The sequence below is a fragment of the Sorangium sp. So ce394 genome (genome assembly GCF_051474665.1).
Lineage (GTDB): Bacteria > Myxococcota_A > Polyangia > Polyangiales > Polyangiaceae > Sorangium > Sorangium cellulosum_D.
Genome location: NZ_CP150339.1, coordinates 5,176,699 through 5,201,929, shown reverse-complemented (window position 1 = coordinate 5,201,929; position 25,231 = coordinate 5,176,699). Strand labels below are relative to the sequence as shown.

The following is a 25,231-nucleotide window of genomic DNA, read 5'->3' as shown; positions in this document are numbered from 1 at the left end:
GCATGAGCGCTAAACTTCGCATCGGTTGTTCGGACACCGAACGTCACCGAAGGAGGATGTTTATGGCCGGTACTCTTGCGCTCCCGGTGGATGCCGCTCTGTCGAGCGCGTCCAAAGCGGATCTCGTCGTCGCCCTGGAAGAGGCGCAGGCGAACGAGGCCCTTCCGCTCGCCATCGAAGCGCCGCTCACCAACGTCGTGGCGGGCGGCGTCTCGTACGCCGACGCGCGCCACAACGACGGCGACACGGTCAAGGTCGCGGTGGCCGCGGTGAGCGGCCTCGGCGCCGTGCTCGCGGGCGATGCCAACCCGAGCTTGCGTTCGCTCTGCCGTGCGGCGGCGATCGGGTCCACGAACGCGATCAGCGCGAACGCGGGCCGTTCGCTCGGTCTAAAGCACAAGGCGGAAGCTGAACGCCAGCGCGCCCAGCAGCGTGCGGCGGCGGCAGACGAGCCGAAGCGGGGACGTAACGGCGACAAGGCGTAGTCGTGTCCGGCAAAGCGCGCAGCTCGTCGTCGGTGGTCACACAGCAGACGCTGAACGTCGACATTCATCAGCTGGCCGGAGAGTTCGGGGCGGCCTACAGCAGGGGCGCGTCGGACTCGCGCGCGTACATCGACTCGCTTGAGCGAGCGGTTAAGGCGCGCGACGACACGATCGGTCAGCTCTACGCCGAGCTAAAGTCGATGAACGCTCTCCTAAGGCAGGCGGCGGAGACCACCGCGTCGCTCGCTCTCGTACAGGGGCAGAAGGAGATCGCGATCGAGCGGCTCAAGGCGGCTCGGGACCGCGAAGTCGAGATGTACAAGGTACTCCAGGTGCCGCTTGAACGGGTCGCCTCGATGCTCCCGGGGGGGACCGCCGATCCGAAGCTCGCGCCCGTCAAGCGGGCGCTCGACAAGGTGCTGGAAGACGAAGAGCTGTGTGCGCGCCTCCAGGCGCGCGTGGGGACAGAGGATTGGCTCGCGGTGATCGACTGGGCCGCGGGCCTCGGAGGCACGCCATGAGAGATCGGGATCTGGAAGAGACGTACGAGGCGATCGGCGTGAGGTTCGACGACGCGGTGGAAGGCATCGCGGAGGCTCTCGACGACGAGGATGACGACGAGGTGGAAGGGCTCCTCCTGGCCGACGAGGACGAGGTCGGGGCGTACATCCAGAAAAAAGGGGGCGTCAGCAGGGAAGCGGCGCAGGCCGTCGCCCGGAAGCTCGCGAAGACCAACGCGGCGCTCGAGAAGGCGTACGCGACGGTGGGCGCGTCCCGGCTCGTGGCGGCCGAGCAGCGGCCGAACAGTTCGGTCACGCTCTACGCGACGGATCGCGGTGTGCCGTGCCAAGGGGGACAGGTCTACGACCTCCGGCCGCGGGTCAACGGCGCACGGGCGGCGACGCAGTTCAAGTTCACGAAGACGATGACGTTCTTCGGCGTCCGCACCGACCCTGTCGACTGCGCGCAGCGCTTCTGCATCGTGGGCGGCTCGCTCGGCTTCAGCGACGACCGGGCGAAGGCCTACCCCCAGGATATCTCGCTGACGCAGTTCCGCACGGAGCTCGTGACCAAGGACACCCCCCTTGCATCGCTGATCGGCAAGGCCTTCGGCGATGACACGGAGTTCACCTGCTCCGTCTACCTCGACGCGCCGGCCAACGCGCCGGCGGTGCCGTTCTACGGGATCACGCTGCTCTACTTCGAGCGGCAATGCGCGACGGGTCGGATCTTCCTGCCCGGCGTGGGAGAGCTCGACTTTCGGGGGCTCACGCGCGAGCTGCTCAACGCAGCGAAGCGCCGCCGGGCGCTCGCGCCGAAGGCGCGGACGCGATTCAAGCTGTTCAAGTGAGGGGCTGAGGGGCGCGAACGGAGGGCAACAGCGATGCTGCAGCAGGACGAGCACGACGAGGATACCGCGCCCTTGACGGATGACGTGAGCGGAGGGACAGCAGCGGACGCGAGCGAGCGCGCCCTCAGGCTGGAGGAGGTCCGGCGCGCCGCGGGCATTCGGCCTACGGTCTCCATCCCGCGTGACCCGCAGGCGATCGCCGAGGTCCTGGCGGTGCTCGTCCGCGCGGACATCCGCCGCGGGGTCAAGGTCTCGCTCAAGGGTCTGCGATACGTGCCCGACCAAGGCGGCGACTACTTCGCGGCGCCGGAGGAGGTGCGGCACAAAGGCGGAGACGACTGCGACGGACTGACGCGCGCGGCTGGTGGGCATCGGGGCCGCTGGGTAGGGTGCGTCCGCGCGCCCAACGGCCGCGGCTTTCACGTCTTCCTCATCGACGACGCGGGCCGAGTCGACGACCCGAGCGTGACGGGCGGCATGCCGAAGCCGCCGGCGACGGCGTACGAGGGCGCGGCGCGAGCCCAGATCCGGCCGCCCGCCGCGGAGCGCTTCAAGGCGGCGCTGCGTCGCATTGCCGGCCGCGGTGGCAACGCCGCGCGCCTGGCCCTGCGCAGCGCCGACGTGCCCGTGGCGGCGCTCGCACGCAGCGAGCAAGAGGCCCTCCGCCGGGAGGTGCTCGCGGAGGTCGAGCGCGTGTCGGCGACGCTCCCGGCTGCCGAGGCGGAGGAGCTGCGGCAGGCGGCGCTGGACGAGCTCGCCGCTGCCGAGCGGAGCGAGGGCGCGGTGGCGGGCACGGGCGACGAGGGCGACGTCGAGCTCGAGCAGACCGGCGGCGTCACGCCGCCTGATGACGCCGAGGACGTAGGCCTGTGGGACGACGTCGTGCGCGCGGTGGGCGCCGTCGCGTCGGTCGTGGTCGGGGCCGTCGCGACGCCCGCGGCCGGTGCTGGCGTGGCGGTCGCCACAGGCGCTGTTGCAACGGCGGTCGGAGAGGCCGAGAAGGCGGCCAAGAAGGCCAAGCGCCCGCATCCGCAGGACCCGAAGCGGAGCGACGCGGCGGCGGTGCACGCGGCCGCGCAGCAGGCGATGAAGGCGGCGCCGCCGGCCTCGGAGCAGGCCAAGGCGCACGCGGCACTCGCCGCGGTGTCGAGTCCCGACCCGAAGGTGCAGCACGCGGTCCGGCGTCGGCTCGCGACCCCCGCTGCCAAGGATCCGGCCCCGGCCGATCGCGCTCGGCTGCTCGCGGCGGCCGTGGCGCTGCGCAAGCTCAACTACCGGCTGCCGCTGGAGGACACGCGTCCGGGGGCAGCTCCGACGGCGCCGGCGCCGCCAGCACCGACGTCGCCGACGCAGGCCGCTCCTCAGGAGACCGCTCCCGCGCCCGAGCGCGCGCCGCGGCGTCGCGTCCGGGCCGAGCGCGAGGAGCAGGCGTTCGACGAGGAGTTCGACATGTTCGACTTCGAGGGGTGGGAGGAAGACGTCGAGGGGCTCGCCGAGCGCGTCGGCTGTCCGGGCACGTGTGCGGTCCGGTGAGCCATGGGCCCGCTCGTCATCGAAGACGCCGCGCTGGACCGGAGCCCGCTCTTCGTCGCCTCGTGGTGCGTTCCCGTGCGCGTCTGGATACGGGCGAGGAGGACGGGCCGAGGCGACGCCTACGACGGCCAGGGGCATGCACTGCACTGTCGGTGGGTGCTCCCGCGCACGGGGTCGCTCGCGGTCAGGGCGAACGCGGCGCCCTCAGAGCGGGTGGAGCTCTGGAGCGACTGCGGCGCTTACTACCTCCGCACCGGCGGAGATCTGTTTCTGAAGGGGGGAGCTGGTCGATGGGAAGTCGAGGTGTGGTCGGCAGAAGACGAGGCAGGCGCGTCTGAGCCGCAGGCCTTCTGGCTGACGCACTTTTACGAGAAGGATCAGGAGGTGCGCTTTCCGCCGTTCGCCAGCCGGTTTCGGCTGATCACCGGCGAGATGACCGTCGGCGACTACGCTCTCACGCCGAACGTGATTTACCCCGTCGGCCTCGCACCGGAATCCGAGATCGAAGCGCAGGGATACTGGCAGTCTGGGACAATGCTTTGAGGCGGTCGAAGAGACGACCGAAAGAGGGTGATTCCATGGTGTGTCCTGTGTGCAGTGGTCCGCAAACGTTCGTGAACGGGCACCGCGTGTGTGCGAGCTGTGGCGCGGTGGAGGAAACGAACAGGCAAGGCGCGAGCAACAACCCTGCGGAGATGCACGAGGCAGCCAAGCCGTCTCCGGGAGAGCAGGAGACCCGCGAGCCGCAGACGATTGGGGATATGCGCAAGGAGAAGGGGCGCGAGGAGCGCGCCCGTGCGCCCGAGGCGCCGGCGTTCTGTGCAGGGCTGCCGGCGGTTCACCTCGATCCGGAGGCCGCGGCCTTGGTCGCGGACCTCGAACAGTTCGGGCGAGATGTGGCGCCGCGGGTACGCGAGCTCTGGACGCGGGTACGGGCGCTGTGGAACCGCTGACAATCCTCGCCGGCCTGGGCTACGTGGCCACCGCGGGGCTCCCCGTGGGGCTGGCGTACGTCCGGCATCGGGCGCGGCGCGCTCTCGGCGCAGGAACGCCGGACGAAGCGGACGGCGAGGATACGCCCGTCGCGCCGGCCTTCGCCGGGCTCGTGAGCGCGACGCCCGCGGTGCGCAGGACACTGCTCGAGGTCGCCTCCGCGCTCGGCCTGGCGCCGGCTGCGCTGGCAACCGTGATCGAGCTCGAGAGCGGCTGGGATCCCGGGGCGCCGCGCAAAGCCACGGGGACGCCGCGCGGGGGGCTGAACCAGGTGACGGTTGGCGCGAAGCTGCCGGGATTCGACACGGCCGAGCGCGTGTGGGCCGTGCGCACGTGGAGCGCCGAGCGCCAGCTGCGTGAGCTCGTGCGCCCCTTCTTTGCTCGCCTTGAGGGGCGCTCGCCGGCGTGGACTGCGTTCGACCTGTACAAGCGCAACTTTCTGCCCGCCGCTGCACGCCTGCCGCTCGACGCTCAGATCGCGGTGCGGGACAGCAAAGAGCTCGTGGTGCCTGGCGCGACCCTGACCAAGGGCGCTGTCTATGCCGCAAACCCTGGCTTCGACCGCGAGAAGAAAGGCCACTTCACGTGGGCCGACGTCGAGCGCGTCGTGCGCGAGGTCGAGGGACGCGCCAAGGGCAAGTGGATCACGATTGGGGGGCAGCTGGTCGACGCTCCGCCGCCCGCAGCGCAGACGGCACGCCCCGCGCCCCAGGTCGCCGGGTCGCCAGCGGCACCGCCGACACAGGTGGCTCCGGCGCTGCGAGTCCTCGTGCGCCAGCTTAACGAGCGTTGGCCTGGCCGGAGCCGTGCGAGCGACGGCCTCCTAGGCGACGCCGCGCACCAGGCGAGGAAGAGCGACCACAACGCGGGCAACGCGCTCGACGTGACGCACGACCCCGAGCGCGGCCCCGATCTCGATGCGCTCGCCGAGCGGCTGCTCACCGACCTGCGCGTCACGTACGTGATCTGGAACAAGCGCATCGCGAACCGCCAGATCCAGGGTGGCGCGTGGCGTCCGTACGACGGGACGAACCCGCACACGCGGCACCTCCATGTCTCGGTTCGTGACGAGGCCCGGAACGATGAGCGCCTGTGGTCGCTGCCCGACCAGGGCGCCGCGGTGGCCGGAGCGCCGGCCGTCCCGCCGCTGCCCGGCGTGGTGGAGGGGTGGAAAGACGGGCTCGTGGACAACGTGTACTGGTCCGAGCTGGAGCTCGGTCCGTACCGGCTCCGCGTGGCGACCGACGCCCTGAGCGTGCGAGGCGTGCGGCTGCCGGTCGCGTTCCGCGAGGCGCTCGAGCTCTGCAGAGTGTCGCACTACCTCCCGCCCACGCGCGCGATCTGCGACGCCCGCTGGCGGGCGGCGGTGCGCCGGGTGGTGCTCGCGCCGCTCGCCCCCCCTGGCTTACCTGCGCTGCTCGACCGCTACCCGACGCTCGAGGCGCAGGCGCGCGAGTGGAGCAAGCGGATCGGGCCCAAGTCCGCCACGCTGCTCGATGGCCCCTGGAAGGAGTGGATCCTCGAGCCGGGGCTCAGGGAGCGCCAGGCGGTGAGCTACGGCCTGCGGCGAGAGGACGGCGGCGTCTGGCAGACGCCGGGCCGCGTCCACGACGCGCACAAGGACTGGTCGCAGCTCTGGGCGCCGGTGCACCGCAAAGCGACGCGGGACGGCGAGGAGGTCGACCTGGTGGACGAGCTCGCGCGGGGCTCGGAACTGCTTCTCGGCGGCGCGTTGCCGCCCTGGCTCGTGGAGGTGCTGCGATGAGCGAAGACGACGACATTGACGTTGGCGCGTGGTGGGTCTCGCAGAAGGCGAAGGAGACCTATGCCGAGCTCCGGCGGCGCTGGGACGCGCTCCTCGCCTGGGGCGTGGGGGACAAGCTCCCGAACGTGCGCCGCCAGCTCGACGCGTGGCGGGAGTTCTCGGCGAAGTGGGAGGCCGGCGACGAGGACACGAGCGCGCTCGCGGCCATGTCGGCCGACCTGAAGGTGGCCGAGAGCTACGCGCGCGAGAAGGGCTACGCGGGCGGTGGGCCGCAGGTGCGCGCCCCGGACATCGAGGACGCGACCGGGCCGCTGAAGGGGGCCGCGGCGGTCGACCGCGCCGCAACGGCCGTGGGGCTGCCGCCGTCGGTCATCGGCGCGAACACCCTCCCCGAGATGGCGCAGGGGGCGGTCCGGGCCTTCCAGGGGCTGCCGCGTGGCGTGCAGCTCGGCGCCGGGGCGGCAGCAGGCGGGCTCGTCCTCTACGGGGCGCACCGGCTGGTCGAGGCCACGCGGCGCAAACGGAGGCCGCGGTGACGCGCTTCGCGCCGCTGCCTCCGCCGCGCGCGACCCGCGAGGCGCGGGCGATCGAGACCTGGGCACGTCGCTTCCGGGGCCTGGGCGTCTCGCCCGCGACCGCGCACAAGCTCGCGCGCCACCGGATCGAGGTCGTCGTCGGCGGGGTCGCGTTCGCAACGGGCGTGATCGGAGCTGTCATCGCGACGCGTCGGAGCGCAGACACGCCGCGCGCGGCCGAGCCGCCCGGCCGCACGAGCTCTGTGCACGTGCGGCCGCGCCCGGTCGCTGTCGCATGGCTCGGCCCCGTGAGCGCGACGCAGGTCTCGGGCGCCGAGCTCGCCGGCGTGCCCGTTGTGCACCGGACGTGTACAGGCGACGGGTTGCCCTCCTGCAGCCAGATCGCGGACAGCTGGCTCGGCGGCGACGGGAGGCGCCTCCCGGGCTGCCGGCGCGCGCTCGGGCTGCCGGCGGGTCCGCTCGTGCTCGCCGCCTTCTCCGCCGGGGGGCACATCGTCAAGCGCCTGCTCGCCGACCCGCGCGACCGGGCTGAGGTCGCGGCCGTGGTGCTCGCGGACGCGACCTACACGACGGAGTGGACCGACCGCGCGCACGCGCTCGCAGCGCCGATCGGATCGCTCGTGGACTACGCGTCCGAGGCAGCAGGCGACGGGCGGCTGTTCGTGGCCACGGCGAGCAGCGCGCCGAACAAGCAGCACCCGACCGGGGCGCAGACCCTGGCCGCGGTCGCGCGCGAGCTCGGGAGCCGGGTGCACGCCGAGGAGGGCGCCCTGGCGGGCCTGCCCGCGCCCGAGCGCCGCTGGGGAGGCGGCGGGGTGCACCTGCTCGACTACGGCGCCCGCTACAGCCACGCGGGGCACGCCACCGAGATCGCGCCGAAGGTGTGGGCCGCCCTCGTGCGGCCCTGGTTCGAAGGGGTCAGCTGAGCCGAGGAGGCGTCATGGCAGAGAAATTACCGATGTTCGACGTGGGCAGCGGGGGGAAGCGCCGCCGCAAGGGCAGCAAGGGCAAGGGAGGGCGCGGGCGCACGCTCGTGGTGCAGGCCGAGGTGAACGAGCTCCCGGCACGGCCGTTCCGCCTGCCGCCAGCACGCCCGACGCCGCTGCTGCTGCCCGCGGGAACGCCCCGCGCGCCGGGTCGCGGGCTGGTGCTCGCCGGGAGCAGGCCGCTCGGCGGGCGACCTGCGGCGCCGACGAGCACGAGCACGACGGAGCCCACGACCAGGGCGAGGCCGAGGCGCACGCCCAAGCGGAGCACGCCGCCGAAGCGGAGCGCCGCGCGAAAGGCGACCACGCGGAGGGCCACCGAGATGGCACCGACGGCGCGCGCCGCGAAGGTGCGCACCCGAACCGCACGCACGGCCCCCGCGGTGCCGAAGCCGGCGAAGAAGCGGGCCCCGCGGAAGGCGCGCGCCACGACGCCCAAGCGCGGGCGGCGGGTGGCGCGTGGCATGACGTACGTCTGCCGCCCGGCGAGGGCGGAGTTCGCCCTGGAGCGCGAGGTGCGGGAGGTGAAGCGCCTTCTCTCGACGAGGAAGTCCCAGAAGGCACGGAAGAAGCGCGCGCCGTCGCGCAGGAGGTGACCGATGGACCCGGTCAGGATGCGGCTCATGTTCGACGCCTTGATCCCTCCGAGGCGGCTGGACCGGGTGCTTCGCGCCGCGTCGCGCATCAAGGCGCGCGTGCGCTTGCAGAAGGTGAGGAAGAAGCCGCGGAAGCGGAAGAGAGTGCCGAAGAAGCGGCCACCGGCGCAGCGGCAGACGGGAGCGCGGGGGCTGTAGCGCCGGGGTCACGCCTCGCCCACCTCCACGGCACGCCAGGATCACCGGCCCCCCGGAGCGCGTCCATGAAGCCGCCCTCACGGTCGCTCACGGCGGGCGTCAGCGAAAGTTGTCGAGTACGACTTCCAAATTCGGATCGGCCAGCAGCAGCCTCTCAACTATAATGGAGCGTTCGGCAGAAAGCCAGTCTTCTAGGGCAGTACCTTGGCGGCATCCGTTGTTCAACCAACGGAAGTACGCGGCGCGAGAAATGTCGTCTTCAGTAGGCGGCATGTAGCGAACGGGAACGAAGTCCCACGAGCACCTCGCAGCGTGATCAATAGTGTCCGTATCACACTGGATGGCGACAAAGCGACCGGGGGCTACGTGGAGTTCCACTTTCGGTCGGCCAACGGGGAACACGAAGCAGGTTTCGCTGGCACCGACTCGCAGATGAGCTACATAAAGCTCGAGACCGAGCGAGCGACGATTCGTCGTTATCTCCAACGAGACGAGCTGATCGTCGTTGTCGGCTGGACCGTGCATAAAGCACGGCCTGTCCCAACGTCCACGAAGCAAAGCCACCAAATTTTTCAGCTTACTGAGGTGCTCGCTTGGGACGGCGCGAACCAAGATGCGGGCGAGCGCGCGTGCGACCATCGCTGGCTTGTACGGCTGTAGATTTGCTTCGAAATGAAGCCCTGTCCTCGCAAGACTTACGTTCACTGTTTCTGTGTCAATGTTGATCGTTAGCTGTCCTGCCGATGTGTTCGGTGTCCGTCGGCGCGCCAGACTCTTCGGTAGTGCCTCGCCCCAACCTAAGTCGATGTTTCTTCGCCGCGCCGACCGAATCATCGCAAACGCTCGATCGACTGCAAGGAACGTGGCAAGGTGGCCTTCCTCATCGCAGGCATCCTTGTTGCATTCGTCGCATTCCTCTCTGGTAATGAGATCGCGATTGCCCAGGAACTCCGGCACAACGTGGGCTTCTTTGGCAAAGCTGGTCTGGCGTTCCGTACGCCCGCAGAATCGACAGCGCCTTGGCGGACTGGGCGAACCGAGGTGGCGTGTCGGTGGCCCACCAAGTTTCCACTGGAAGATCGTCTCGATCCCGCCGGTGAGACGTGTGCTTGTCATCTCCAACGACTACCACATATCAGCGGTCGATGCTACGGAGCACCTAAGCGCGGTCTCTCAGCCGAGGCCGTAGAGCGCGCTCGTCCGCGGTCGCGGAGCGCAGCGCCCCCGGCCGAGCTCTGCGGCGTCGGCTTCCCCGGCCGAGCTGGCGGAGCCGCCGAGCTCTGTGCGTCTGGTGTGCCCTACGCTGCTAGCCCGCGACGTGCGTGGCCCCGCAAGTAAGCGATGCCTGTCGCGGCGATCACGGCTCGTCACCTGACCAGTCCGCGAGAACCCCATCGCCGCCAGTCCCGGGCCGCCCGCGCCTGAGCTTTAGACCCTGCTCGGGACCGACCACCAGCGGTGGGCGATCGCCCCGTCCACTCCAGCGCGCAGGACGGGCTCAGCCGCTGCGTTGCCTTGACTCCTCTATCCCTTCCCGGCGTCCCCCGCCTCGACGGTCTTCTTCCTAAGCGCCCCGATGAGCCTCTGAAGGCCGGCCTGGAACTTCGCGTCGTCCTCGGTTGCTCCCTCGAAGTCGGCCACGACGCGGTCGCGCACCGCCTGGGCGACGTCCGCGTTCGTCGGCTTCCACCCGGTGAACACGTAGTCGTCGAGCCGGATCGGGATGAGGTACGAGGCGCCGCCGTCCCGCGCCTCGCGGTTGAGGATTTCCTCGAGCTCGTTCAGCACGCCCTTGCGGTCGAGCGAGCGTTTCGAGCAGATGAGGATCACGCGGTCGTGTTCGTTCACGCCCTTCCGCATCATGCGGTGAAGCTTCTCCCCGGGGGTCGCGTGCTCGGTGAAGAAGAATGTCGTAACCCCGTTGCTGTGCAGGGCTTCATAGATCATGCGCGCAAAAGATTCGTCCGGCGAACCATAGCTGATATATGTAGATTGTAGCATCCGAAATGTGTCCGTCTTGAGGGAAAGAGCACAATCTACGTCGTATTCAACGAAGACGTTTGGCACGCCCGTGCGGGTTAGAAAATCTTTAAGATTCGGCACGCGAACAGACTGAAGAAGAGTCTTGTGGTCGACGTAGCTCGGACCACCATGTCGAACAGGCGGATCGGCAGCGCACAGAGCAGACAAATTAATATTCAGTAGCAGCGATTCAGACAGGATCGCATCGTCAAATTTTGCCCTTTCCAGGATGGCGCCGGTGAGGTTCGCGCCAGTGAACTCGGCGCCGGCGAGATTCGCGTCGGTGAGGTCCGCGCCGGTGAGATTCGCGCCGGAAAGGCTCGCGCCGGAGAGGTTCGCGCCGGAGAGGTTCGCGCGGAGGAGGCTCGAGAAGGCGAGCCTCGCGCCAGTGAGGTTCGCGCTGGTGAGGTTCGCGCTAGAGAGGTCCGTTCGGACGAGGTCCACGTCGCAGAGCATCGCAAAAGAGAGATTTGCGCTGGAGAAATCCGCGCTAAAGCAACCCGCGCCGGTGAGGTTCGCGCCGGTGAGGTCCGCGCCGAAGAGATCGGCAGCATAGAGAAATGCCCTGGTGAGGTCCGCGCCGGAGAGCTTCGCGTTGAGGAGATTCGCACCGGAGAGACGTGCGCCTGAGAACGCCCTTTCACCCGCCGCGTAGCGCGTGAGCAGCTCCCGCACGTTCGCCACGCGCTTACCCTCGCCGTCGCTGCTCTTTTCCACCGCTCACGAGGATCCCTCATGACCAGCCCCGTGTCTATGGCGTCGCGCCGGTCGCCGGGTATGTTCATCGCGACCAGAGCCCCGCCGTATCGGCGGGCGCGCCTGCTCGGGGCCGAGCGCCGGGCTCCCCGAGCTGGCCCTTGCCGCTCTGGGCGCCGGACTGCCTCAGCCGCCGCGCTCTTTCGCAGCTACCCCTTCCCGACGTCCCCGGCCTCGACCGTCTTCTTTCTCAGCGCCCGGATGAGCTTCTGCAGCCCGGCTTGGAACTTCGCGTCGTCCTCGTTCGCTCCCTCGAAGTCGGCCACGACGCGATCGCGCACGGCCTGGGCGACGTCCGCGTTCGTCGGCTTCCAACCGGTGAACACGTAGTCGTCGAGCCGGATCGGGATGAGGTACGAGGCGCCCCCGTCCCGCGCCTCGCGGGTGAGGATCTCCTCTAGCTCATTCAGCACGCCCTTGCGGTCGAGAGAGTGCCGCGAGCAGATGAGGATCACGCGATCGTGCTCGTTCACGCCCTTCCGCATCATGCGGTGTAGCTTCTCCCCGGGCTCCGCATGCTCGGGGAAGAAGAACGTGGTAACCCCGTTGCGGTGCAGAGACTCATAGAGTTTGCGCGCAAAGGGCTCGTCTGGTGCACCGTAGCTAACGAACGTGGATTGTAGCATTTTAAAACATCTGTCCTGAGAGAGAGGGCACTGTCGACATTGTATTCAATAAACACTTCCAGCATGCCCGTGCGCGTCAGAAAATCCTTCAGGTTCGGCGTACGGATGGATCGTAGAATGAATTTATAATCTACATAACTCGGGCCTAAGTGGCGAACTGATGGGTCGGCAGCGCATAGAGGGCTGAGGTCAACATCCAGGAGCATGGTGCCAAGTAATTGCACGTTGCCGAACCTCGCCCGATCGAATCTCGCCCGATCGAGCCTGGCGCGGGTGAGGTCCGCGCCGGACAGGTCTGCGCCGGACAGATCTGCGCCGGACAGATCTGCGCCGGACAACGTCGCATGGGAGAGGTCCGCGCCGGAGAGCTTTGCGCCGGAGAGGTCCGCGCCGAAGAGGTCTGCGTTGTAGAGTTTCGCGCCCGAGATGTCCGTATCTGCGAGACTCGCGCCCGCGAGATTCGCCTGGGAAACAGTAGCGCTCGAAAGGTTCGCCCCAAAGAGGTCCGCCTCCAAGAGGTCCGCCTTCAAGAGGTTCGCAGCAGACAGGTTCGCGCCAAACAGGTTCGTCCTATCGAGATTCGCGCCCGACAGATTCGCGCCCGAGAGGTTCGCTTCGGAGAGGTCCGCACCGGAGAGGTTTGCGCGGTAGAGGCTCGCTTTGGAGAGCTTCGCGCCGGAGAGGTCCGCACCGGAGAGGTTTGCGTCCGAGAGGTCTGCGCCGGAGAGATCGGCGCGGGGAAGATCCGCACCGGAGAGGTTTGCGTCCGAGAGGTCCGTGCCGGAGAGGTTTGCGTCGGAGAGGTCCGCGCGGGAAAGGTCAGCGCGGGAAAGATCCGCGCCGGAGAGGTTTGCGTCCGCCAGGTCCGCGCCGGAGAGGTTTGCGTCCGCGAGGTCCGCGCCGGAGAGCTTCGCGCCGGAGAGGTCCGCGTCGGGGAAAGCCCGTTCCCCCGCCGTGTAGCGCGCGAGTAGTTCCTGGCCGCTCGTCACCCGATCACCCATGCCGTCCCGGCTCGTTCCCACGGCTCACTAGGATCCCTCATGACGAGCCCCGTGTCTATGAACGTCGAGCCGGGCCGCTGAGCGTGTTCGTGGCGACCCGAGCCCCGCGGTATCGGCGAGCGCGGCTGAGCTTTGGATCCTGCTCGGAGCCGAGCACCGGGTCCCCGGAGATCGCCCCTGCCGCTCCGGGCGTAGGACGGGTTCGGCCGCCGGGTCGCCCTGACGCCACTAGTGGAGCGTTCTATAAGTCTTTCAACATAGTCCCGGCGGGTCTGCTAGACCTCGCGGATGCGAAGGCGCCCGCCCCGCGCGATCGATCTGTCCCCGGACGATGCCGTCTACCTTGAGCAGCTCGTCCGTGATGGGCGTACCGAGCAGCGGGTGGCTCGGCGAGCCCGAATACTACTGGCCATGGCGGACCCAGCGACGGTCGTGCAGGATCTGGCAGACCGTCTCGAGGTGGAGCGAACCACGATCTGGCACCTCTGTCGGCGGTACGAGGCGTCGGGGGTGCACGTCGTCCACGACGCTCCCCGGGAGGGCCGGCCGCGGACGTTTCGTCCCCCTGCAGCGCGTTGGCATTGAGAAGCTTGCCTGCTGTGATCCTGCGGGGCTCGGCCTGCACATGACTCACTGGTCGACCCGCACCCTCGCTCAGGTCGCAGCGGAGCGCGGCATCGTGCCGAAGATCTCGCACTCGACCGTCGCGTTGATCCTGCGCGAAGCCGACCTTCAGCCTCACCGGTCGCGGTACTGGAAGACGCCGAACCTCGACGCCGCGTTCATCAAGCGCACCGCCCAGATCCTCTGGTGCTACGAGAACGCCGCGGATCTCGCCAAAAAGCATGAGGTCGTGCTCTGCCTCGACGAGAAGCCGAACATCCAGGTGCTTGAGCGCCGATGTCCGACCTTGCCCATGCGTACAGGCGAAATTGAGCGCCGTGAGTTCGAGTACATCCGGCACGGAACGGTGAACTTCATGGTCGTGCTCGTCGTTCACACGGGCAAGATGCAGGGCTGGTGCCTCGAGAAGAACGACGGCGAGCATCTTCGCGCCGTCCTACCCGAAGTACTTCACGAGCATCGGCACGCACGGCGCGTGCACCTGATCTGGGACGGCGGATCGTCGCACATCGCGTGTGAGACACGGGCATGGCTGCGCCTCCACGCCCCGCGCGTGCGTACGCTCGTCACGCCGCCGCACGCCTCATGGCTCAATCAAGCGGAGCTGTTGCTACGGGGGTTCACCGAGCGCTACCTCAAGCGCGGCGCGTGGAAGAGCCGCCAGCAGCTCATCGAGCACCTCGATGCGAGCTGGCGGGAGTACAATGAACGCTTCGCACATCCGATTACCTGGTCGTGGACGCGGCCGAAGCTGCGCCGATGGGCGGCTCGATATGCTCCGCGACTATGTTGAAAAATTTATAGGACAGTCCACTAGCTAACCCTTCCCGACGTGCCCAGCCTCGACCGTCTTCTTCCTGAGCGCCCGGATGAGCTTCTGCAAGCCGGCCTTGAACTTCCCATCGTCCGTCTCGGCCCCCTCGAAGTCGGCCACGACTCGATCGCGCACGGCCTGCGCCACATCCGCGCTCTTCGGCTTCCAGCCGGTGAACACGTAGTCGTCCAGCCGGATCGGGATGAGGTACGAGGCACCGCCATCCCGCGCCTCGCGGGTGAGGATCTCCTCGAGCTCGTTCAGCACGCCCTTGCGGTCGAGCGAGTGCCGCGAACAGATGAGGATCACGCGGTCGTGCTCGTTCACGCCCTTCCGCATCATGCGGTGGAGCTTTTCCCCGGGCTCCGCGTGCTCGGGGAAGAAGAACGTCGTGACCCCATTGCGGTGCAGGGCTTCGTAGAGCTTGCGCGCAAAGGGCTCGTCTGGAGCACCATAGCTGATGAAGGTAGATTGTAGCATCTTGCATATGTCCGTCTTGAGGGAAATCGCGCAATCGACCATGTACTCGACAAATATTTCTGGCATGCCGGTGCGGGTTAGGAAGTCTTTGATGTTCGGTATACGGACAGAGCGGAGAATGCTTTTGTGATCGACATGGCTCGGACCTTCATGACGAACCGGTGGGTCGGCCGCGGATAGAGAGGTGAGATCTACGTCCAGTAGCCGCGTATCCCATAGGTTCACGTTGCCGAATTTCGCCGTGCCGAGGTTCGCGCCGGTGAGGTCCGTGTTGAAGAGGTCCGCGCTGGTGAGGTCCGCGCTGGTGAGGTCCGCGCCGGATAGGTTTGCGCTTAAGAGGTTCGCGCCGGTGAGGTCCGCGCTAGTGAGGTTCACGCCGAGTATGTCTGCATTGAAAAGGTTCGCGCCGGTGAGGTCCGCGTTGGTGAGGTTCGCCTCAATGAGCTTCGTGTTGCTGAGGTCCGCGTCGCGGAGGTTCGCGCCGGTGAGGTCCGCGCCGCGGAGGTCCGCGCCGATGACCTGCGCCTCGGAGAGGACCGCGCTGGTGAGGTCCGCCTTGGAGAGGTTCGCGTTGACAAGGCTCGCGCCGGAGAGATCCGCGCTGGAGAGATCTGCATTGGTCAGATCTGCGCCGTAGAGGATCGCGCCGGAGAGCTTCGCCTCGCAAAGGGTTGCCTCGTAGAGGATCGCGTCGCGGAGCTTCGCCTCGCAGAGGTTTGCGCCGGAGAGCTTCGCGTCGGGGAGGCCCGCACCGGTGAGGTCCGCGCCGCGGAGGTCCGCGCCGGTGAGGTGTGCTTTGCTGAAGTCTCTTTCACCCGCCGCGTAGCGGGTGAGCAGTTCCTGCGCGCTCTTCACCCTCTTACCTTTGGCTTCGCTGCGCCGTTTTCCCATCGGCTGCCAGGATCGCCGCACGCCCGGCCTCCTGTCCACCACAGCAAGCGACGTCGCGTGGGGCCGCTGAGCCTTGCCCATGGCGGTCTCCCGCCGGGCAGGCGGGAGACCGCCCGAGCACCGAGGGATGCCCCCAGCTCAATCGGGGACGTCTGGGTTCCAGCATCTGCGGCGACGGCGCTTAGCAGCCCCTAAGAGACCGATATCGTCCCGGATGACCTCCCGGGGCCGTCGGCACCCTCACCAGGCCCAGGACGGCGCCCCCGCGGACCAAGACGGGGGCATCGTGTTCCCGGCCGAAAGCCGGGATGCGCCCTCACCAGGCCGGGTGGTCGCAAAACCCCCTGGAGCCGAACAGCCCGGGACCGGGCACCGAAATGTCCGATCGGACAGCTTGCTGCCCGCAGGTGGTCGGAAAACCCCCTGGAGCCGAACCGATCCAAGGACGCTGCATCCGTGCAGCCTAGTTGCGTAAGTGGTCGGAAAACCTCCTGGATCAGGATCTATGATCCAGGAGGTTTTCCGACCACCCTAGCACCACTGTGTCGCGACCGGGCGGGATGAGCCGATGCTACCCCAGGAATCTCCCGGAAGGCTGGAGCCTTTCTGCGGACCGGAGCTTGCCGCGCCGTGGGCGCGACGCAGCCTGCTGTGCCGTGGAGTACACGATGGACGCCGCTGCCCAGCAGCGGCTGGACGCCTACTTCTCGGGCATCGGGGACATCCTTGCCCATCCGCTGCGGCGCGAGTCGTTCGCGATCTATGCGATGGGGCTGCTCGGCGAGGCGGAACGCAAGAGCATCGAGCCGCTCGCTGCGCGAGCCTGCCCCGACCCGGCGCGCGTGCAGGCGGCGCACCAGAGCCTGCAGCATTTCATCTCGAACGCGCACTGGGACGACCACGCCGTGCGCCGGTACGCGGCCCGCTACGCCATCGCGGCGATGGCCGAGCACGCTCCGATCTCGGCGTGGATCATCGACGATACCGGCTTCTTGAAGAAGGGCGAGCACTCGGTGGGGGTTCAACGGCAGTACACCGGCTCCGCCGGCAAGATCACCAACTGCCAGATCGGCATCAGCCTCAGCGTGGCGACGCGCTACCACCACGTGCCCATCGACTTCGAGCTGTACCTGCCTCGGAGCTGGGCCGACGATCCGGCGCGACGGCGCGAAGCCCGCATTCCTGCCTCCGTGCAGTACAAGAGCAGGATCGACTTGGCGCTCGGCATGATCGAGCGCGCCGTGCGCGAGGGGATACCCGGCGACATCGTGCTCGCCGATCCCTTCTACGGCAACGCCCATGACTTCCGGGAGACCGTGCGCCTGCTGGGGCTCGACTACGCCGTCGGGATCGAAGCCCCTACCAAAGTCCTGTTGCTCAGCGGAAGCGACCCCGAGCGGTGCACCCCGGTGAGTGTGGGCGAACTGGGGCGACGCCTCGGCCGCCGCGCCTTTCGGCGGATTGCCTGGCGCGAAGGGACCGGGCGCACGTTGTCGTCGCGCTTCGCGCTGCGGCGCGTGCGCGTTGCGAACCGGGATGGCATTCCGATCGCGCACCACGAGCCGGTCTGGCTCCTGATCGAGTGGCTCGACGGCGAGCGTCAGCCGACGAAGTTCGCCCTCACGACGCTGCCGGCCCGTATGTCCCGGAAGGAGATCGTGCGCATCTACAAGGAGCGCTACCGTACCGAGAAGGTCTACGAGGAGTTGAAGGGCGAGCTCGGCCTGGATCACTTCGAAGGCCGGCGCTTTCCCGGCTGGCACCACCATGTGACCGTCGCCCTCAGCTGCTACGCGTTCGTTGTCGCCGAACGCGCGCGGCATTTTCCCCCCTCGGCCGAACGGACGCGTTTCCCCGAGCCGTTCCCGCTCGCGGCCTGAGCGTCATTTTAGCGACTCCTTCGCCACCTGTCGTCTCGCCATCGCCCGCGTGCTGACCCGCTGGCTGCCCCGGTGCCCCAGCTGCCACCGTCGACACGCCGAGGTCCCCAGGCTCCAGTCCCTCCGGCTGTGACACAGTGGTGCTAGGCCCAATGCCGGTCAGTTAGGGGAAAACCGCATAAATTCATAAGGTTGCGGGTGCTGTGGGCCCGCGACGAGCGGTGCGGCTTCCCGTCACCCCCATCCGGGGACACGAGCGTGTTCATGGCACCGCGGCCGACCGCCAGCAGGAGCCGATCGAGGTCGACGCTATCTCGCGCACTTGACGAGCTTCTTGGGCGGGCGAGAGGCGCAGCGGCAAAAGCGGTGCGCTCACCGGAATAAGCTAAGTATGGCTTTCCGCGATGCGCTGCTCGCTGCCGCCGACTACGTCGGCCCGGCTGACGTCAACAACATCTGCAAGCACTTGCCGGCCGAGTGGATCGAGCAGGCGCTCGCCGCGACCGGTACTGCTACGCTGCGGCGTCGACGCCTGCCTGCCGAGCAGGTCATCTGGCTTGTGCTGGGCATGGCGCTGATGCGCGATCGGCCGATCGAGGAGGTCGTCACCAAGCTGGATCTTGCTCTGCCCGGTGCGAACGGGGCGATCGCCCGCAGCGCCATTCCCCAGGCGCGCGCTCGGCTGGGCGACGAGCCGATGCAGTGGCTGTTCGAGCGCAGTGCCCTGGCCTGGTCGACCCAGAGTGCCGACGCGAATCGCTACCGCGGCCTGGCCGTATACGGCATCGATGGCACGACGCTGCGCGTGGCCGACACGCCGGACAACCGTGCCGAGTTTGGCGGCGCTTCGAGCTCACGCGGTGACAGCGGCTACCCGCAGGTGCGCTTGGTGTGTCTGATGGTGCTGAGCTCTCACGAGCTGGCAGCTGCCAACTTTGGTCCTTACGCAACTCATGAACTGAAGTACGCACGGCCTTTGGTTGACCACATCCACGATCGCTCGCTGACGATCGTGGATCGCGGATTTTTCGGTGCCTCCTTTCTCATCGGGCTGACGAGATCGGGCAGCGAACGACATTGGATGACCCGCGCCCGCTCCACCACCAAGTGGCGCGTGATCAAGCAGTACGGCCCTGACGATGCGCTGGTAGAGATGGCCGTCAGCTCCGAGGCCCGCCGCAAGGACCCATCTCTGCCAAACACATGGCACGTGCGCGCCGTCCGCTATCGGCGACCCGGACATGAGCCCAAGACGCTGCTGACCTCGTTGCTCGATCCAGTGGCCTACGCGGCGAAGGAACTGGCGGCGCTCTACCACGAGCGCTGGGAGCTGGAACTCGCCTACGACGAGCTGAAGACGGAAATGCTCGATCGACGTGAGAGCATCCGCAGCAAGACGCCGATGATGGTGCGTCAGGAGATTTGGGGCCTGCTGTTGGCCTACAATCTCGTCAGGCTGGAGATGGAGCGCGTGGCTGCCGAGGCGCGCGTCCCTCCGACGCGCATCAGCTTCATCATGGCGCTACGTCTCATCCGTGATGAGTGGCTCTGGTCGAGCGACTCCCGTCCCGGAGCCATCCCCGGTCATCTGCACAACCTCCGCCGGGATCTGAAGCGCTTCATCCTACCCCCACGCCGCGCTGAACGAACGTACCCTCGCGCGGTGAAGGTCAAGATGAGCAACTACCCGCGGAAGCGGCCGATCTGAAGGGGATGGAGCTTAACTGACCGGCATTGGTGCTAGGCCGGCAGGCCCCCCGGGCAGCGACGAGCTTCCGGAGCTCGGCCACGAGCGCGGCCGGGGCGCCGCGCTTCCCCGTCAGGTAGTCGGTCAGGGTGGTCCGCCCGATGCCTAGCGCCTTGGCGGCGACGTTCCGGCCGCCGGCCTCCTGGACCAGGTGCTGTAACTCTTCGACCTGCGCGCCGCGCTCGTTCGTCGGCCGGCCTCCGGCGTCCTTGACCACGTCGAAGTCCTGCCAGCCGCCCGGGACCACCGACCCCACGTGGAGCGCCCGCGCCGGGCGCGTCCGGTGGACCGTCCGGAGCCGACCGTGCGCCTGCTCCAGCTCCGCCGCACAGAGCGCCTCGTACCGAGCGTCCCAGTCCGGCAGCCCCAGGAACTCGGCCTCCCACCGGGCATCCGTGAGCTGCGGCCACGGATCCCCGAGCGTCACGAGCGCGTCGTGGTCGCGCCAGTGATCGAGCCCCTTGATCGCGCCGTAGTGCCCGAGGTCGGGCGACTCCGGCAACCGGGCCAGCTCCGCCCCGAGTGCATCGCGAAGTGCATCGAGCTCGGGGCGGCTCTGCCCAGCCTCAAGCCACTGCTGCGACACGTCTTGCCCGAGAGCGGCCTGCAGGACGAGCTCCGCGAGCCGCATGGTCACGATCGCGACGCGGCGGGTGGACTCGTCCCGCAGCGCCCAGCGAACGATGGCGCGGACAGCTCGCACCAGGCTTGCCCCACCCTCGATCCGACCACGAGGAGCCCAGGCGTTCCGGGTGGCGCGCGTGCGCAGCATCTCGCGCCGGACGGACGCACCATCCTGTGCATGCGCTTCGGTGACTGGCGGCCGGTACCCGACAACGCGCTCGTAGATCGGGAGGTGCAGCCGAGCGTTCGCGTCCGCGATCACGACGGCGCCGTGCCGGCGGAGCGCCTCGAGGAACTGGACGTCGGGCAGGGTCAGGACGAGCACGCGACGATCGCGACGCTGCTCCAGCCGCGCGATCACCTGCTGCGGTTCGGACGTCAGGCCGAGCCAGACCAGACGCAGCACGCGCGACGCCGCCCCGATCTGCTGGGCGAGTGCCAGGCTCCTCCGGGCGGCGAAGACATGCGCCTGTCGCACAGGCGGAGCGGTGCCCCGGTGACCCTCCTCGAACGCCGCGCGCGCCGCTTCCACCGCGTCCGTCGCTCCGATCGCCTCGTAGGCGTCGGTCAACAGGTCCTGGTCGACGCGCTCGACAGCGCGCGCGAGCGGTGCGGGCTCGTCCAGGGGGCCCGCGTCGATCCACGCAGCTACGGCGCGTAGCGAGACGCGCATCGCCGCCGCGTAGCGCGCCTCGAAGGCGCCGAGCCCGCGCTCGGCCGCGGAGAGCTCCTCGATCGTCAGGACCTCATGGACGAGCACCGCGGGTGGTTCGTCGATGACGAGCTCGCCGGTCGCCCCGGCGGCCGCCGAGAGATGCCCGAGCAACGCATGGGGACCGACGATCACCCGGGCATCGTCCGGTCCCTCGACGCCGCCGCGGGCACGGCACGCCGAGGCGAACTCGCAGGGCTCACGCCCCCGTCCCTCGCAGAGCTCCCAGGGGATCGACTGACCACCGCGGGCGAGCGCAACGCCCTGGTCGTGGAAGCGGCACTCCGGGCTGCCGTCCTCACGCCGGACGGAGAGCGGGCCGAAGAGGCGCCGGACCGCGACGCCTCGCGCCTGAAGCCGGCCCGCGATCTCGATGGCGAGCCGCTGCGTCGGGACGGAGATGGCCGTCTTGCTGTGCGCCGGGGCGCGCTTGCCCTGCGCAGCCTGGGACGCGTAGGCCTTTCTGGCGCGCTCGCAGGCGACGACGATCGCCGCCTCGGTCTTGCCGGTGCCGCAGCCGGCCACGACGACCGAGAGCCCGTCCGGCGCCCTCCGGAAGGCACCCTCGAGCCGCCGGCGTGCCTCGTCGGCCGGGACGACATCGCGCCGCAGTCCGACCGGCGACGAGCTCGCTCGCAGGAGCGCCCGCGCAGCGGGAGGCAAAGCGCGCAGCACGTCGGCCTGCGTGCGCCCTGCGCAATGCCCGTGCGAGCAATGCCACCATCCGAGCGTCCGGCCCGGGCCTGGTCCGAAGAGCACGGTGCTGGAATCGAAGTCCCGCCCGACGGTGTGCTCCGCGCGCCAGGGGCAGAGCACGGCGCGCTTGCCGGCGCCCAGAGATGGCCCAAGCCACCCCGTCGCCTCGAAGGCGCGTGCGAGCGGCGAGCCGTCGACGTCGCCGGACTGGCCGAGGGCACCGGTGCTCCGCCGACGGCCCCGGGCTCGGGTCCAGTCCGGCGCGGGGGGCGCAAGCGGGCGCATGCGCTCCAGGTGCACGATCGGCGAGCGGTAATCTCGTTTCCCGCGCCGCACGTGCGGCAAGCGAAAGTGCCGTGTCCAGTCGCGGCAGGCCGGGTCGGGATGAAGCCCAAGGCGTTCGAGCTGCCCGAGCCACGCGGCGAGGACGCCCTCGGCTTGGTCGAGCGGCACGGGGCGCGCCAGCGGCTGGACGATCCGGCGGCCGTGCGCCGTGTAGTAGACCCCCGCGGTTTCGAGCCGTGCGTCCTGCTCCGCGGCGAGCGCGAGGAGCTCCGGCGTCCACTCGCAGTGTGCCGGGTTGTCCACGTCGGCGAGGAGCGCCTCGAGCGCTAGCGTGAAGCCAAGCCGGCGAACGAAGTCCAAGCCGGCCTTGTTCACCCGGGGCTGCCTGACGAGCGGTGCGCCGTGCTCGTCGCGGAGCACGTAGGGGACGAGATGCGCGTCGGTCTTGTACGTCTCCACGAGCGCGTTACCGAGGTCCATGACGCTGTAGGCCGCCTCGATGCCGACGCTTCCGTTGCGGTGCTCGCGGCAGTTGGCGGCGCTTCCCCGAGGCGCGCGCCAGTCGTCGGCGTCGCACTCGACGCCGTACGCGTGCCGCGTGGGCGCAACCGCGACGAGGGGCACTCAAACCCCCTGAGCCGGCGCGGAGAGCTCCAGGCCTGTTGAGCAGGCCCCATCGCTCAAGCGCCTACGGAGCCCGCATCGTGCCCAGGGGGCCACGGCGGTGCCGCACCGGAGCCAACGAGCACCCATCTCGCCGGCGGGGCTCCACGTGACGATCTCGGCGCAGCGCGCCGGCCCCGCGGGCGGATCGAGTTCTGCCAGCGCCAGTCCGCACAGCGGGCAGGCGATGGCCATCCGGTTCATGGTCGCTGCCTTCGCGCCGCGATCGCTGCGTCGACCAGCTCCACAGCGCGCTCGACGGCGACCTCCAGATCGTCCTCGCGCTCCGGTCCGTGGACGAGCACGTAGACCGCGCCGGCCCGAGCGAGCGCCGCCGCGCGCCGCTTCTGCGCCGCGGAAGGGCGCCCGCGTGCCGCCTTGGCCTCGACCTCCAGATGCAGACCATCCGGGGCGACGTAGCCCGCGAGATCGCCCGTCCCAGCGGCCGCGCCGCGCATGACCCGGCGACCACGCGGCCCATCGATGACCGCGGTGCCCGAGTTCATCCGGCGCACGCGCGTCAGGCGCTCGGGGGCGTTGAGCGTGATCTCCAGGGCGCGCTGGAAGACGCCCTCAGGGATCATCTCCCCTCCCGGCCCGCAACACCTTCTGCCGCGCGAGCGCGCAGAGATCGCACATGCCGCCGAATGTGAAGCGGCAAAGGCGTTTCCCCGTCATCGGGCTCGTCATGCCACAAAGCACGCAGCGCTCCTTGAGATCATGCCCTATCTGATCGCCGCACACGTCGCAGCAGTGGGGCTTCCGGCCCCATCGGATCCGATCTCCCTGGACCAGCTCGGTGCGCGTCGCGACCTCGAAGCGGAGCTGTTCGAGGAGGTCGGCTCGACCGGCTGGCCCCTTTACATGAAGGCCGTCGCCGTTGCGCTCGAAGACCACACCGGCAGCGATAAACTCTAGGCCGGTCACAGCTCCCAGGTCTCCAGAGGCCCCTGCGCTGGGCGTGGCGGCAGCCTGAAGCTCGCTGGATGGCTCGCCGCCAGCGGCCGCGGCGGGACAGTAGTTACCTCGGGCACGCAGGACTCCTCGTGCGCCGCGTGCGTCGTCCTCGCCGTCTCGCGCTCTGCTCGCCTTACGGCATTCTCTTCGCGCCGCCTCGCCCGACGGCGCTCTTGACTACGTGCCCTCTCCTCGGGCGTGAGCTTCGGAATCTTCGAGCCTTTCGGAGCGCGGTCGAGACCGGTCGTCCTCCGCCGTTGGTCGAGGATCCAGCCGTGCTCACGCAGCGGCGCGCCGCTGGCGTCACGCTCCCTGTTCTCGGCGCGCCACATCTCCACCAAAGCGCTCCACTCCTTCTGGCGCTTGATCTCCGCGTGCGTGAGCTCTGCCAGCGCACGCCCGTTCACCGCGCCGCCGGCGACGAGCAGCTCGAGCTCGCCGTCCTTCTCCTTGGGCGTCTCCTTGCCCAGCTCGGCAGCAGGCCATGCGTATCCGCAACCGGGGCACGTGCGATGCGCGCTCGGCACGAGCGCGTAGCACGTCGGGCATTCCTTCCGCGGCGGTAGCGAGACGGTGGTCTTGTCGCGCTTCTTGCGGCCCTCGAGCGTGTACTCGCGCGGCTCTTGGGGTGCCCCGAACTCCGTCACGCAGCCCGCGTGATCGAGCAGCACGAATGGCGGCGAGCCGGGGTGAGGGCGCGCGCCGCGTCCGGCCTGCTGGAGGTAGAGCCCTTCCGAGAGCGTCGGGCGCGCAAGGATGATCGTCTTGACCTGGGGCACGTCCGTGCCCTCGGTGAACACGTTGCAGTTGCAGAGGACTCGGACCCGACCGTCCCGGAGCGCCGCGGTTGCGTCGTCGCGCTCGCTGGTCTCCGTGTTGCCGTCAACGTGCCGCGCGGCGATGCCGGCCTCGATGAACCGCGCGGCGAGCGTGCTGGAGTGCTCCACGTTGACCGCGAAGCAGAACGCCGGCGCATCGTTCCCCCGGCGCACGTAGTGGTCCACGATGTCTCCGATCAGCTCGGACCTGTTGACGGCGCGCGCGAGCTCGTCGGCGTTGTAGTCGCCCCTCGTGCGCTTCACGCCCTTCAGGTTCGCCTTGAGCTTCGAGCCCCAGCACGAAGGGGCCACAAGGAAGCCCTGCTCGACGAGCTCGGTGAACGTCGCAGCAACGATGAGGTCATCGTAGGCGTCCCCGAGCCCCTTTCCGTCGGCGCGAAACGGCGTCGCCGTCAGTCCGAGATGCCAGGCCGCTGGGTAGGCCCGCTGCACGTCGACGTAGCTCTTCGCGAGCGCGCGGTGGGCCTCGTCCACGATGATCACCTCGGCCTCGGGGCGCGCGTGGTTCCGGAAGGTGTCGATCGAGGCGACCTTGACAGGCGCCTGCGGGCGCCGCCGCGCCCACAGACGCCACAGCTCGTCGTCGGAGAGCGCCTCCGGCCTCGGCGCGATGCTGTCGACGCAGCGCCCCTCGACGCCCGCCATCACGATGCCGACGAGCTCGGGCGGGATCCCAAGGCGCACGAGCTTCGCGAACGTCTGCTTGATGAGCTCGCGACGGTGGGCGAAGAAGATTACCCGCCGCCCCATCTTCAACAGGCGCAGGATCAACGCGGCCGAGACGAGGGTCTTTCCCCCGCCGGTCGGAAGCACGAGCAGCACGCGCAGTACAGCGCGTAGCCAGCGCTCGAAGACATCGTCGATCGCCTTCGTCTGGTAGGGCCGCAGCGTGATCACAGCCGCCCCCGCGCCCGCTCGACACGCTCGAAGTCGTCGAACGTGAGCGGCTCGTTCGATGACTCCGGGATCCCTCGTTTGGCTCGGTACCGAGCGCGAGCGTGCTCCTTCTTCTGTTCGCAAGGCGGGCAGCGATAAGTCGCCTTCCAGCGCGCGCCGCAGTCGGCGCACTGGCCGTTGTGGCGCCGCTGTGCGCGGAGCTCTTGTCGTTTCATCGCGTCTCCTGAGCCGCCCTGATGGCGGCGAAGAAGTTCATCGACAGCTCGATGGAACC

The 25,231-nt window shown here is 68.9% G+C and carries 22 protein-coding genes; 13 read left to right on the top strand and 9 right to left on the bottom strand.

The genetic code is table 11. The features are described 5' to 3' along the window. The first annotated feature begins 62 nt into the window (after positions 1-62). From WMF33_RS19095 to WMF33_RS19055, 9 genes are all read left to right on the top strand, one after another. A complete protein-coding gene (locus WMF33_RS19095; protein WP_437338468.1) occupies positions 63-485 on the top strand; it encodes a hypothetical protein in 423 nt (140 codons plus the stop codon). A gap of 2 nt (positions 486-487) precedes the next feature. Next, entirely contained in the window at positions 488-1,006 is a 519-nt protein-coding gene (locus tag WMF33_RS19090; RefSeq protein WP_437338467.1) for a hypothetical protein, read from the top strand. Further along, a complete protein-coding gene (locus WMF33_RS19085) occupies positions 1,003-1,836 on the top strand; it encodes a hypothetical protein (protein ID WP_437338466.1) in 834 nt (277 codons plus the stop codon). Before WMF33_RS19090 ends, WMF33_RS19085 begins: the two co-directional genes overlap by 4 nt. 33 nt (positions 1,837-1,869) lie before the next feature. Then, positions 1,870-3,369, top strand: coding sequence for a hypothetical protein (locus tag WMF33_RS19080; protein WP_437338465.1), 1,500 nt, complete (start codon positions 1,870-1,872; stop codon positions 3,367-3,369). A 3-nt stretch (positions 3,370-3,372) separates the two neighbouring features. After that, on the top strand, positions 3,373-3,912 hold the full coding sequence (locus WMF33_RS19075; RefSeq protein WP_437338464.1) for a hypothetical protein: 540 nt from the start codon (positions 3,373-3,375) through the stop codon (positions 3,910-3,912). Positions 3,913-4,019: 107 nt separating this feature from the next. Further along, positions 4,020-4,322: a hypothetical protein gene (locus WMF33_RS19070; RefSeq protein ID WP_437338463.1), complete on the top strand. Its 303-nt coding sequence runs from the start codon at positions 4,020-4,022 to the stop codon at positions 4,320-4,322. After that, positions 4,310-6,127 (top strand): hypothetical protein, encoded by a 1,818-nt coding sequence (locus WMF33_RS19065; RefSeq protein ID WP_437338462.1) that lies wholly within the window; start codon positions 4,310-4,312, stop codon positions 6,125-6,127. The genes WMF33_RS19070 and WMF33_RS19065 overlap by 13 nt, the downstream gene beginning before the upstream one ends. Then, positions 6,124-6,663 (top strand): hypothetical protein, encoded by a 540-nt coding sequence (locus WMF33_RS19060; RefSeq protein ID WP_437338461.1) that lies wholly within the window; start codon positions 6,124-6,126, stop codon positions 6,661-6,663. Before WMF33_RS19065 ends, WMF33_RS19060 begins: the two co-directional genes overlap by 4 nt. Next, the gene (locus WMF33_RS19055; protein ID WP_437338460.1) at positions 6,660-7,589 is read left to right on the top strand and encodes a hypothetical protein; all 930 of its coding nucleotides are present in this window, start codon (positions 6,660-6,662) and stop codon (positions 7,587-7,589) included. Before WMF33_RS19060 ends, WMF33_RS19055 begins: the two co-directional genes overlap by 4 nt. Here the strand turns inward: WMF33_RS19055 and WMF33_RS19050 are convergent. From WMF33_RS19050 to WMF33_RS19030, 5 genes are all read right to left on the bottom strand, one after another. Continuing rightward, complete coding sequence (locus tag WMF33_RS19050; protein WP_437338459.1) at positions 7,582-8,274, bottom strand: hypothetical protein; 693 nt, start codon at positions 8,272-8,274, stop codon at positions 7,582-7,584. The two genes, WMF33_RS19055 and WMF33_RS19050, sit on opposite strands and share 8 nt — an antisense overlap. Positions 8,275-8,542: 268 nt before the next feature. Next, entirely contained in the window at positions 8,543-9,559 is a 1,017-nt protein-coding gene (locus WMF33_RS19045; RefSeq protein ID WP_437338458.1) for a DUF2934 domain-containing protein, read from the bottom strand. Positions 9,560-9,967: 408 nt separating this feature from the next. Beyond that, complete coding sequence (locus WMF33_RS19040) at positions 9,968-11,182, bottom strand: toll/interleukin-1 receptor domain-containing protein (protein WP_437338457.1); 1,215 nt, start codon at positions 11,180-11,182, stop codon at positions 9,968-9,970. A 188-nt stretch (positions 11,183-11,370) separates the two neighbouring features. Next, positions 11,371-11,778 (bottom strand): toll/interleukin-1 receptor domain-containing protein, encoded by a 408-nt coding sequence (locus WMF33_RS19035; protein ID WP_437339493.1) that lies wholly within the window; start codon positions 11,776-11,778, stop codon positions 11,371-11,373. Next, positions 11,706-12,848: a pentapeptide repeat-containing protein gene (locus tag WMF33_RS19030; protein WP_437338456.1), complete on the bottom strand. Its 1,143-nt coding sequence runs from the start codon at positions 12,846-12,848 to the stop codon at positions 11,706-11,708. Before WMF33_RS19030 ends, WMF33_RS19035 begins: the two co-directional genes overlap by 73 nt. A 625-nt stretch (positions 12,849-13,473) precedes the next feature. On the opposite strand from WMF33_RS19030, the gene WMF33_RS19025 reads away from it, so the two are divergent. Next, positions 13,474-14,265, top strand: a complete 792-nt coding sequence (locus WMF33_RS19025) for an IS630 family transposase (RefSeq protein ID WP_437338455.1) — start codon at positions 13,474-13,476, stop codon at positions 14,263-14,265. Positions 14,266-14,289: 24 nt separating this feature from the next. Here the strand turns inward: WMF33_RS19025 and WMF33_RS19020 are convergent, their stop codons facing one another. Next, positions 14,290-15,738 carry a pentapeptide repeat-containing protein gene (locus WMF33_RS19020; protein ID WP_437338454.1) on the bottom strand — a complete coding sequence of 483 codons (1,449 nt, stop codon included), beginning with the start codon at positions 15,736-15,738 and terminating at the stop codon, positions 14,290-14,292. Between the two features lie 587 nt (positions 15,739-16,325). Between WMF33_RS19020 and WMF33_RS19015 the strand changes: the two genes are divergently transcribed. Both WMF33_RS19015 and WMF33_RS19010 read left to right on the top strand, forming a co-directional pair. Then, positions 16,326-17,537: an IS701 family transposase gene (locus tag WMF33_RS19015; RefSeq protein WP_437332797.1), complete on the top strand. Its 1,212-nt coding sequence runs from the start codon at positions 16,326-16,328 to the stop codon at positions 17,535-17,537. Positions 17,538-17,928: 391 nt separating this feature from the next. After that, positions 17,929-19,245 carry an IS4 family transposase gene (locus tag WMF33_RS19010; RefSeq protein WP_437332111.1) on the top strand — a complete coding sequence of 439 codons (1,317 nt, stop codon included), beginning with the start codon at positions 17,929-17,931 and terminating at the stop codon, positions 19,243-19,245. On the opposite strand, the gene WMF33_RS19005 is transcribed toward WMF33_RS19010, so the two are convergent. Next, positions 19,208-22,225: a hypothetical protein gene (locus WMF33_RS19005; RefSeq protein ID WP_437338453.1), complete on the bottom strand. Its 3,018-nt coding sequence runs from the start codon at positions 22,223-22,225 to the stop codon at positions 19,208-19,210. The genes WMF33_RS19010 and WMF33_RS19005 overlap by 38 nt on opposite strands. 239 nt (positions 22,226-22,464) lie before the next feature. Beyond that, positions 22,465-22,848, bottom strand: coding sequence for a hypothetical protein (locus WMF33_RS19000; RefSeq protein WP_437338452.1), 384 nt, complete (start codon positions 22,846-22,848; stop codon positions 22,465-22,467). 136 nt (positions 22,849-22,984) lie between these two features. Here WMF33_RS19000 and WMF33_RS18995 point away from each other — a divergent pair, with 136 nt between their 5' ends. Beyond that, positions 22,985-23,182, top strand: a complete 198-nt coding sequence (locus tag WMF33_RS18995; RefSeq protein WP_437338451.1) for a hypothetical protein — start codon at positions 22,985-22,987, stop codon at positions 23,180-23,182. Positions 23,183-23,187: 5 nt separating this feature from the next. On the opposite strand, the gene WMF33_RS18990 is transcribed toward WMF33_RS18995, so the two are convergent. After that, a complete protein-coding gene (locus WMF33_RS18990) occupies positions 23,188-25,128 on the bottom strand; it encodes a DEAD/DEAH box helicase (RefSeq protein ID WP_437338450.1) in 1,941 nt (646 codons plus the stop codon). Positions 25,129-25,231: the final 103 nt, after the last annotated feature.

Bases quoted from the DNA above. Each gene is read 5' to 3' on its own strand.
- WMF33_RS19095 (WP_437338468.1), top strand. From the start codon at position 63: ATGGCCGGTACTCTTGCGCTCCCGGTGGATGCCGCTCTGTCGAGCGCG.
- WMF33_RS19085 (WP_437338466.1), top strand. From the start codon at position 1,003: ATGAGAGATCGGGATCTGGAAGAGACGTACGAGGCGATCGGCGTGAGG.
- WMF33_RS19080 (WP_437338465.1), top strand. From the start codon at position 1,870: ATGCTGCAGCAGGACGAGCACGACGAGGATACCGCGCCCTTGACGGAT.
- WMF33_RS19075 (WP_437338464.1), top strand. From the start codon at position 3,373: ATGGGCCCGCTCGTCATCGAAGACGCCGCGCTGGACCGGAGCCCGCTC.
- WMF33_RS19060 (WP_437338461.1), top strand. From the start codon at position 6,124: ATGAGCGAAGACGACGACATTGACGTTGGCGCGTGGTGGGTCTCGCAG.
- WMF33_RS19050 (WP_437338459.1), bottom strand. From the start codon at position 8,274: ATGAGCCGCATCCTGACCGGGTCCATCGGTCACCTCCTGCGCGACGGC.
- WMF33_RS19045 (WP_437338458.1), bottom strand. From the start codon at position 9,559: ATGACAAGCACACGTCTCACCGGCGGGATCGAGACGATCTTCCAGTGG.
- WMF33_RS19030 (WP_437338456.1), bottom strand. From the start codon at position 12,848: ATGGGTGATCGGGTGACGAGCGGCCAGGAACTACTCGCGCGCTACACG.
- WMF33_RS19025 (WP_437338455.1), top strand. From the start codon at position 13,474: ATGACTCACTGGTCGACCCGCACCCTCGCTCAGGTCGCAGCGGAGCGC.
- WMF33_RS19020 (WP_437338454.1), bottom strand. From the start codon at position 15,738: ATGGGCAAGGCTCAGCGGCCCCACGCGACGTCGCTTGCTGTGGTGGAC.
- WMF33_RS19015 (WP_437332797.1), top strand. From the start codon at position 16,326: ATGGACGCCGCTGCCCAGCAGCGGCTGGACGCCTACTTCTCGGGCATC.
- WMF33_RS19010 (WP_437332111.1), top strand. From the start codon at position 17,929: ATGGCTTTCCGCGATGCGCTGCTCGCTGCCGCCGACTACGTCGGCCCG.
- WMF33_RS19000 (WP_437338452.1), bottom strand. From the start codon at position 22,848: ATGATCCCTGAGGGCGTCTTCCAGCGCGCCCTGGAGATCACGCTCAAC.
- WMF33_RS18995 (WP_437338451.1), top strand. From the start codon at position 22,985: ATGCCCTATCTGATCGCCGCACACGTCGCAGCAGTGGGGCTTCCGGCC.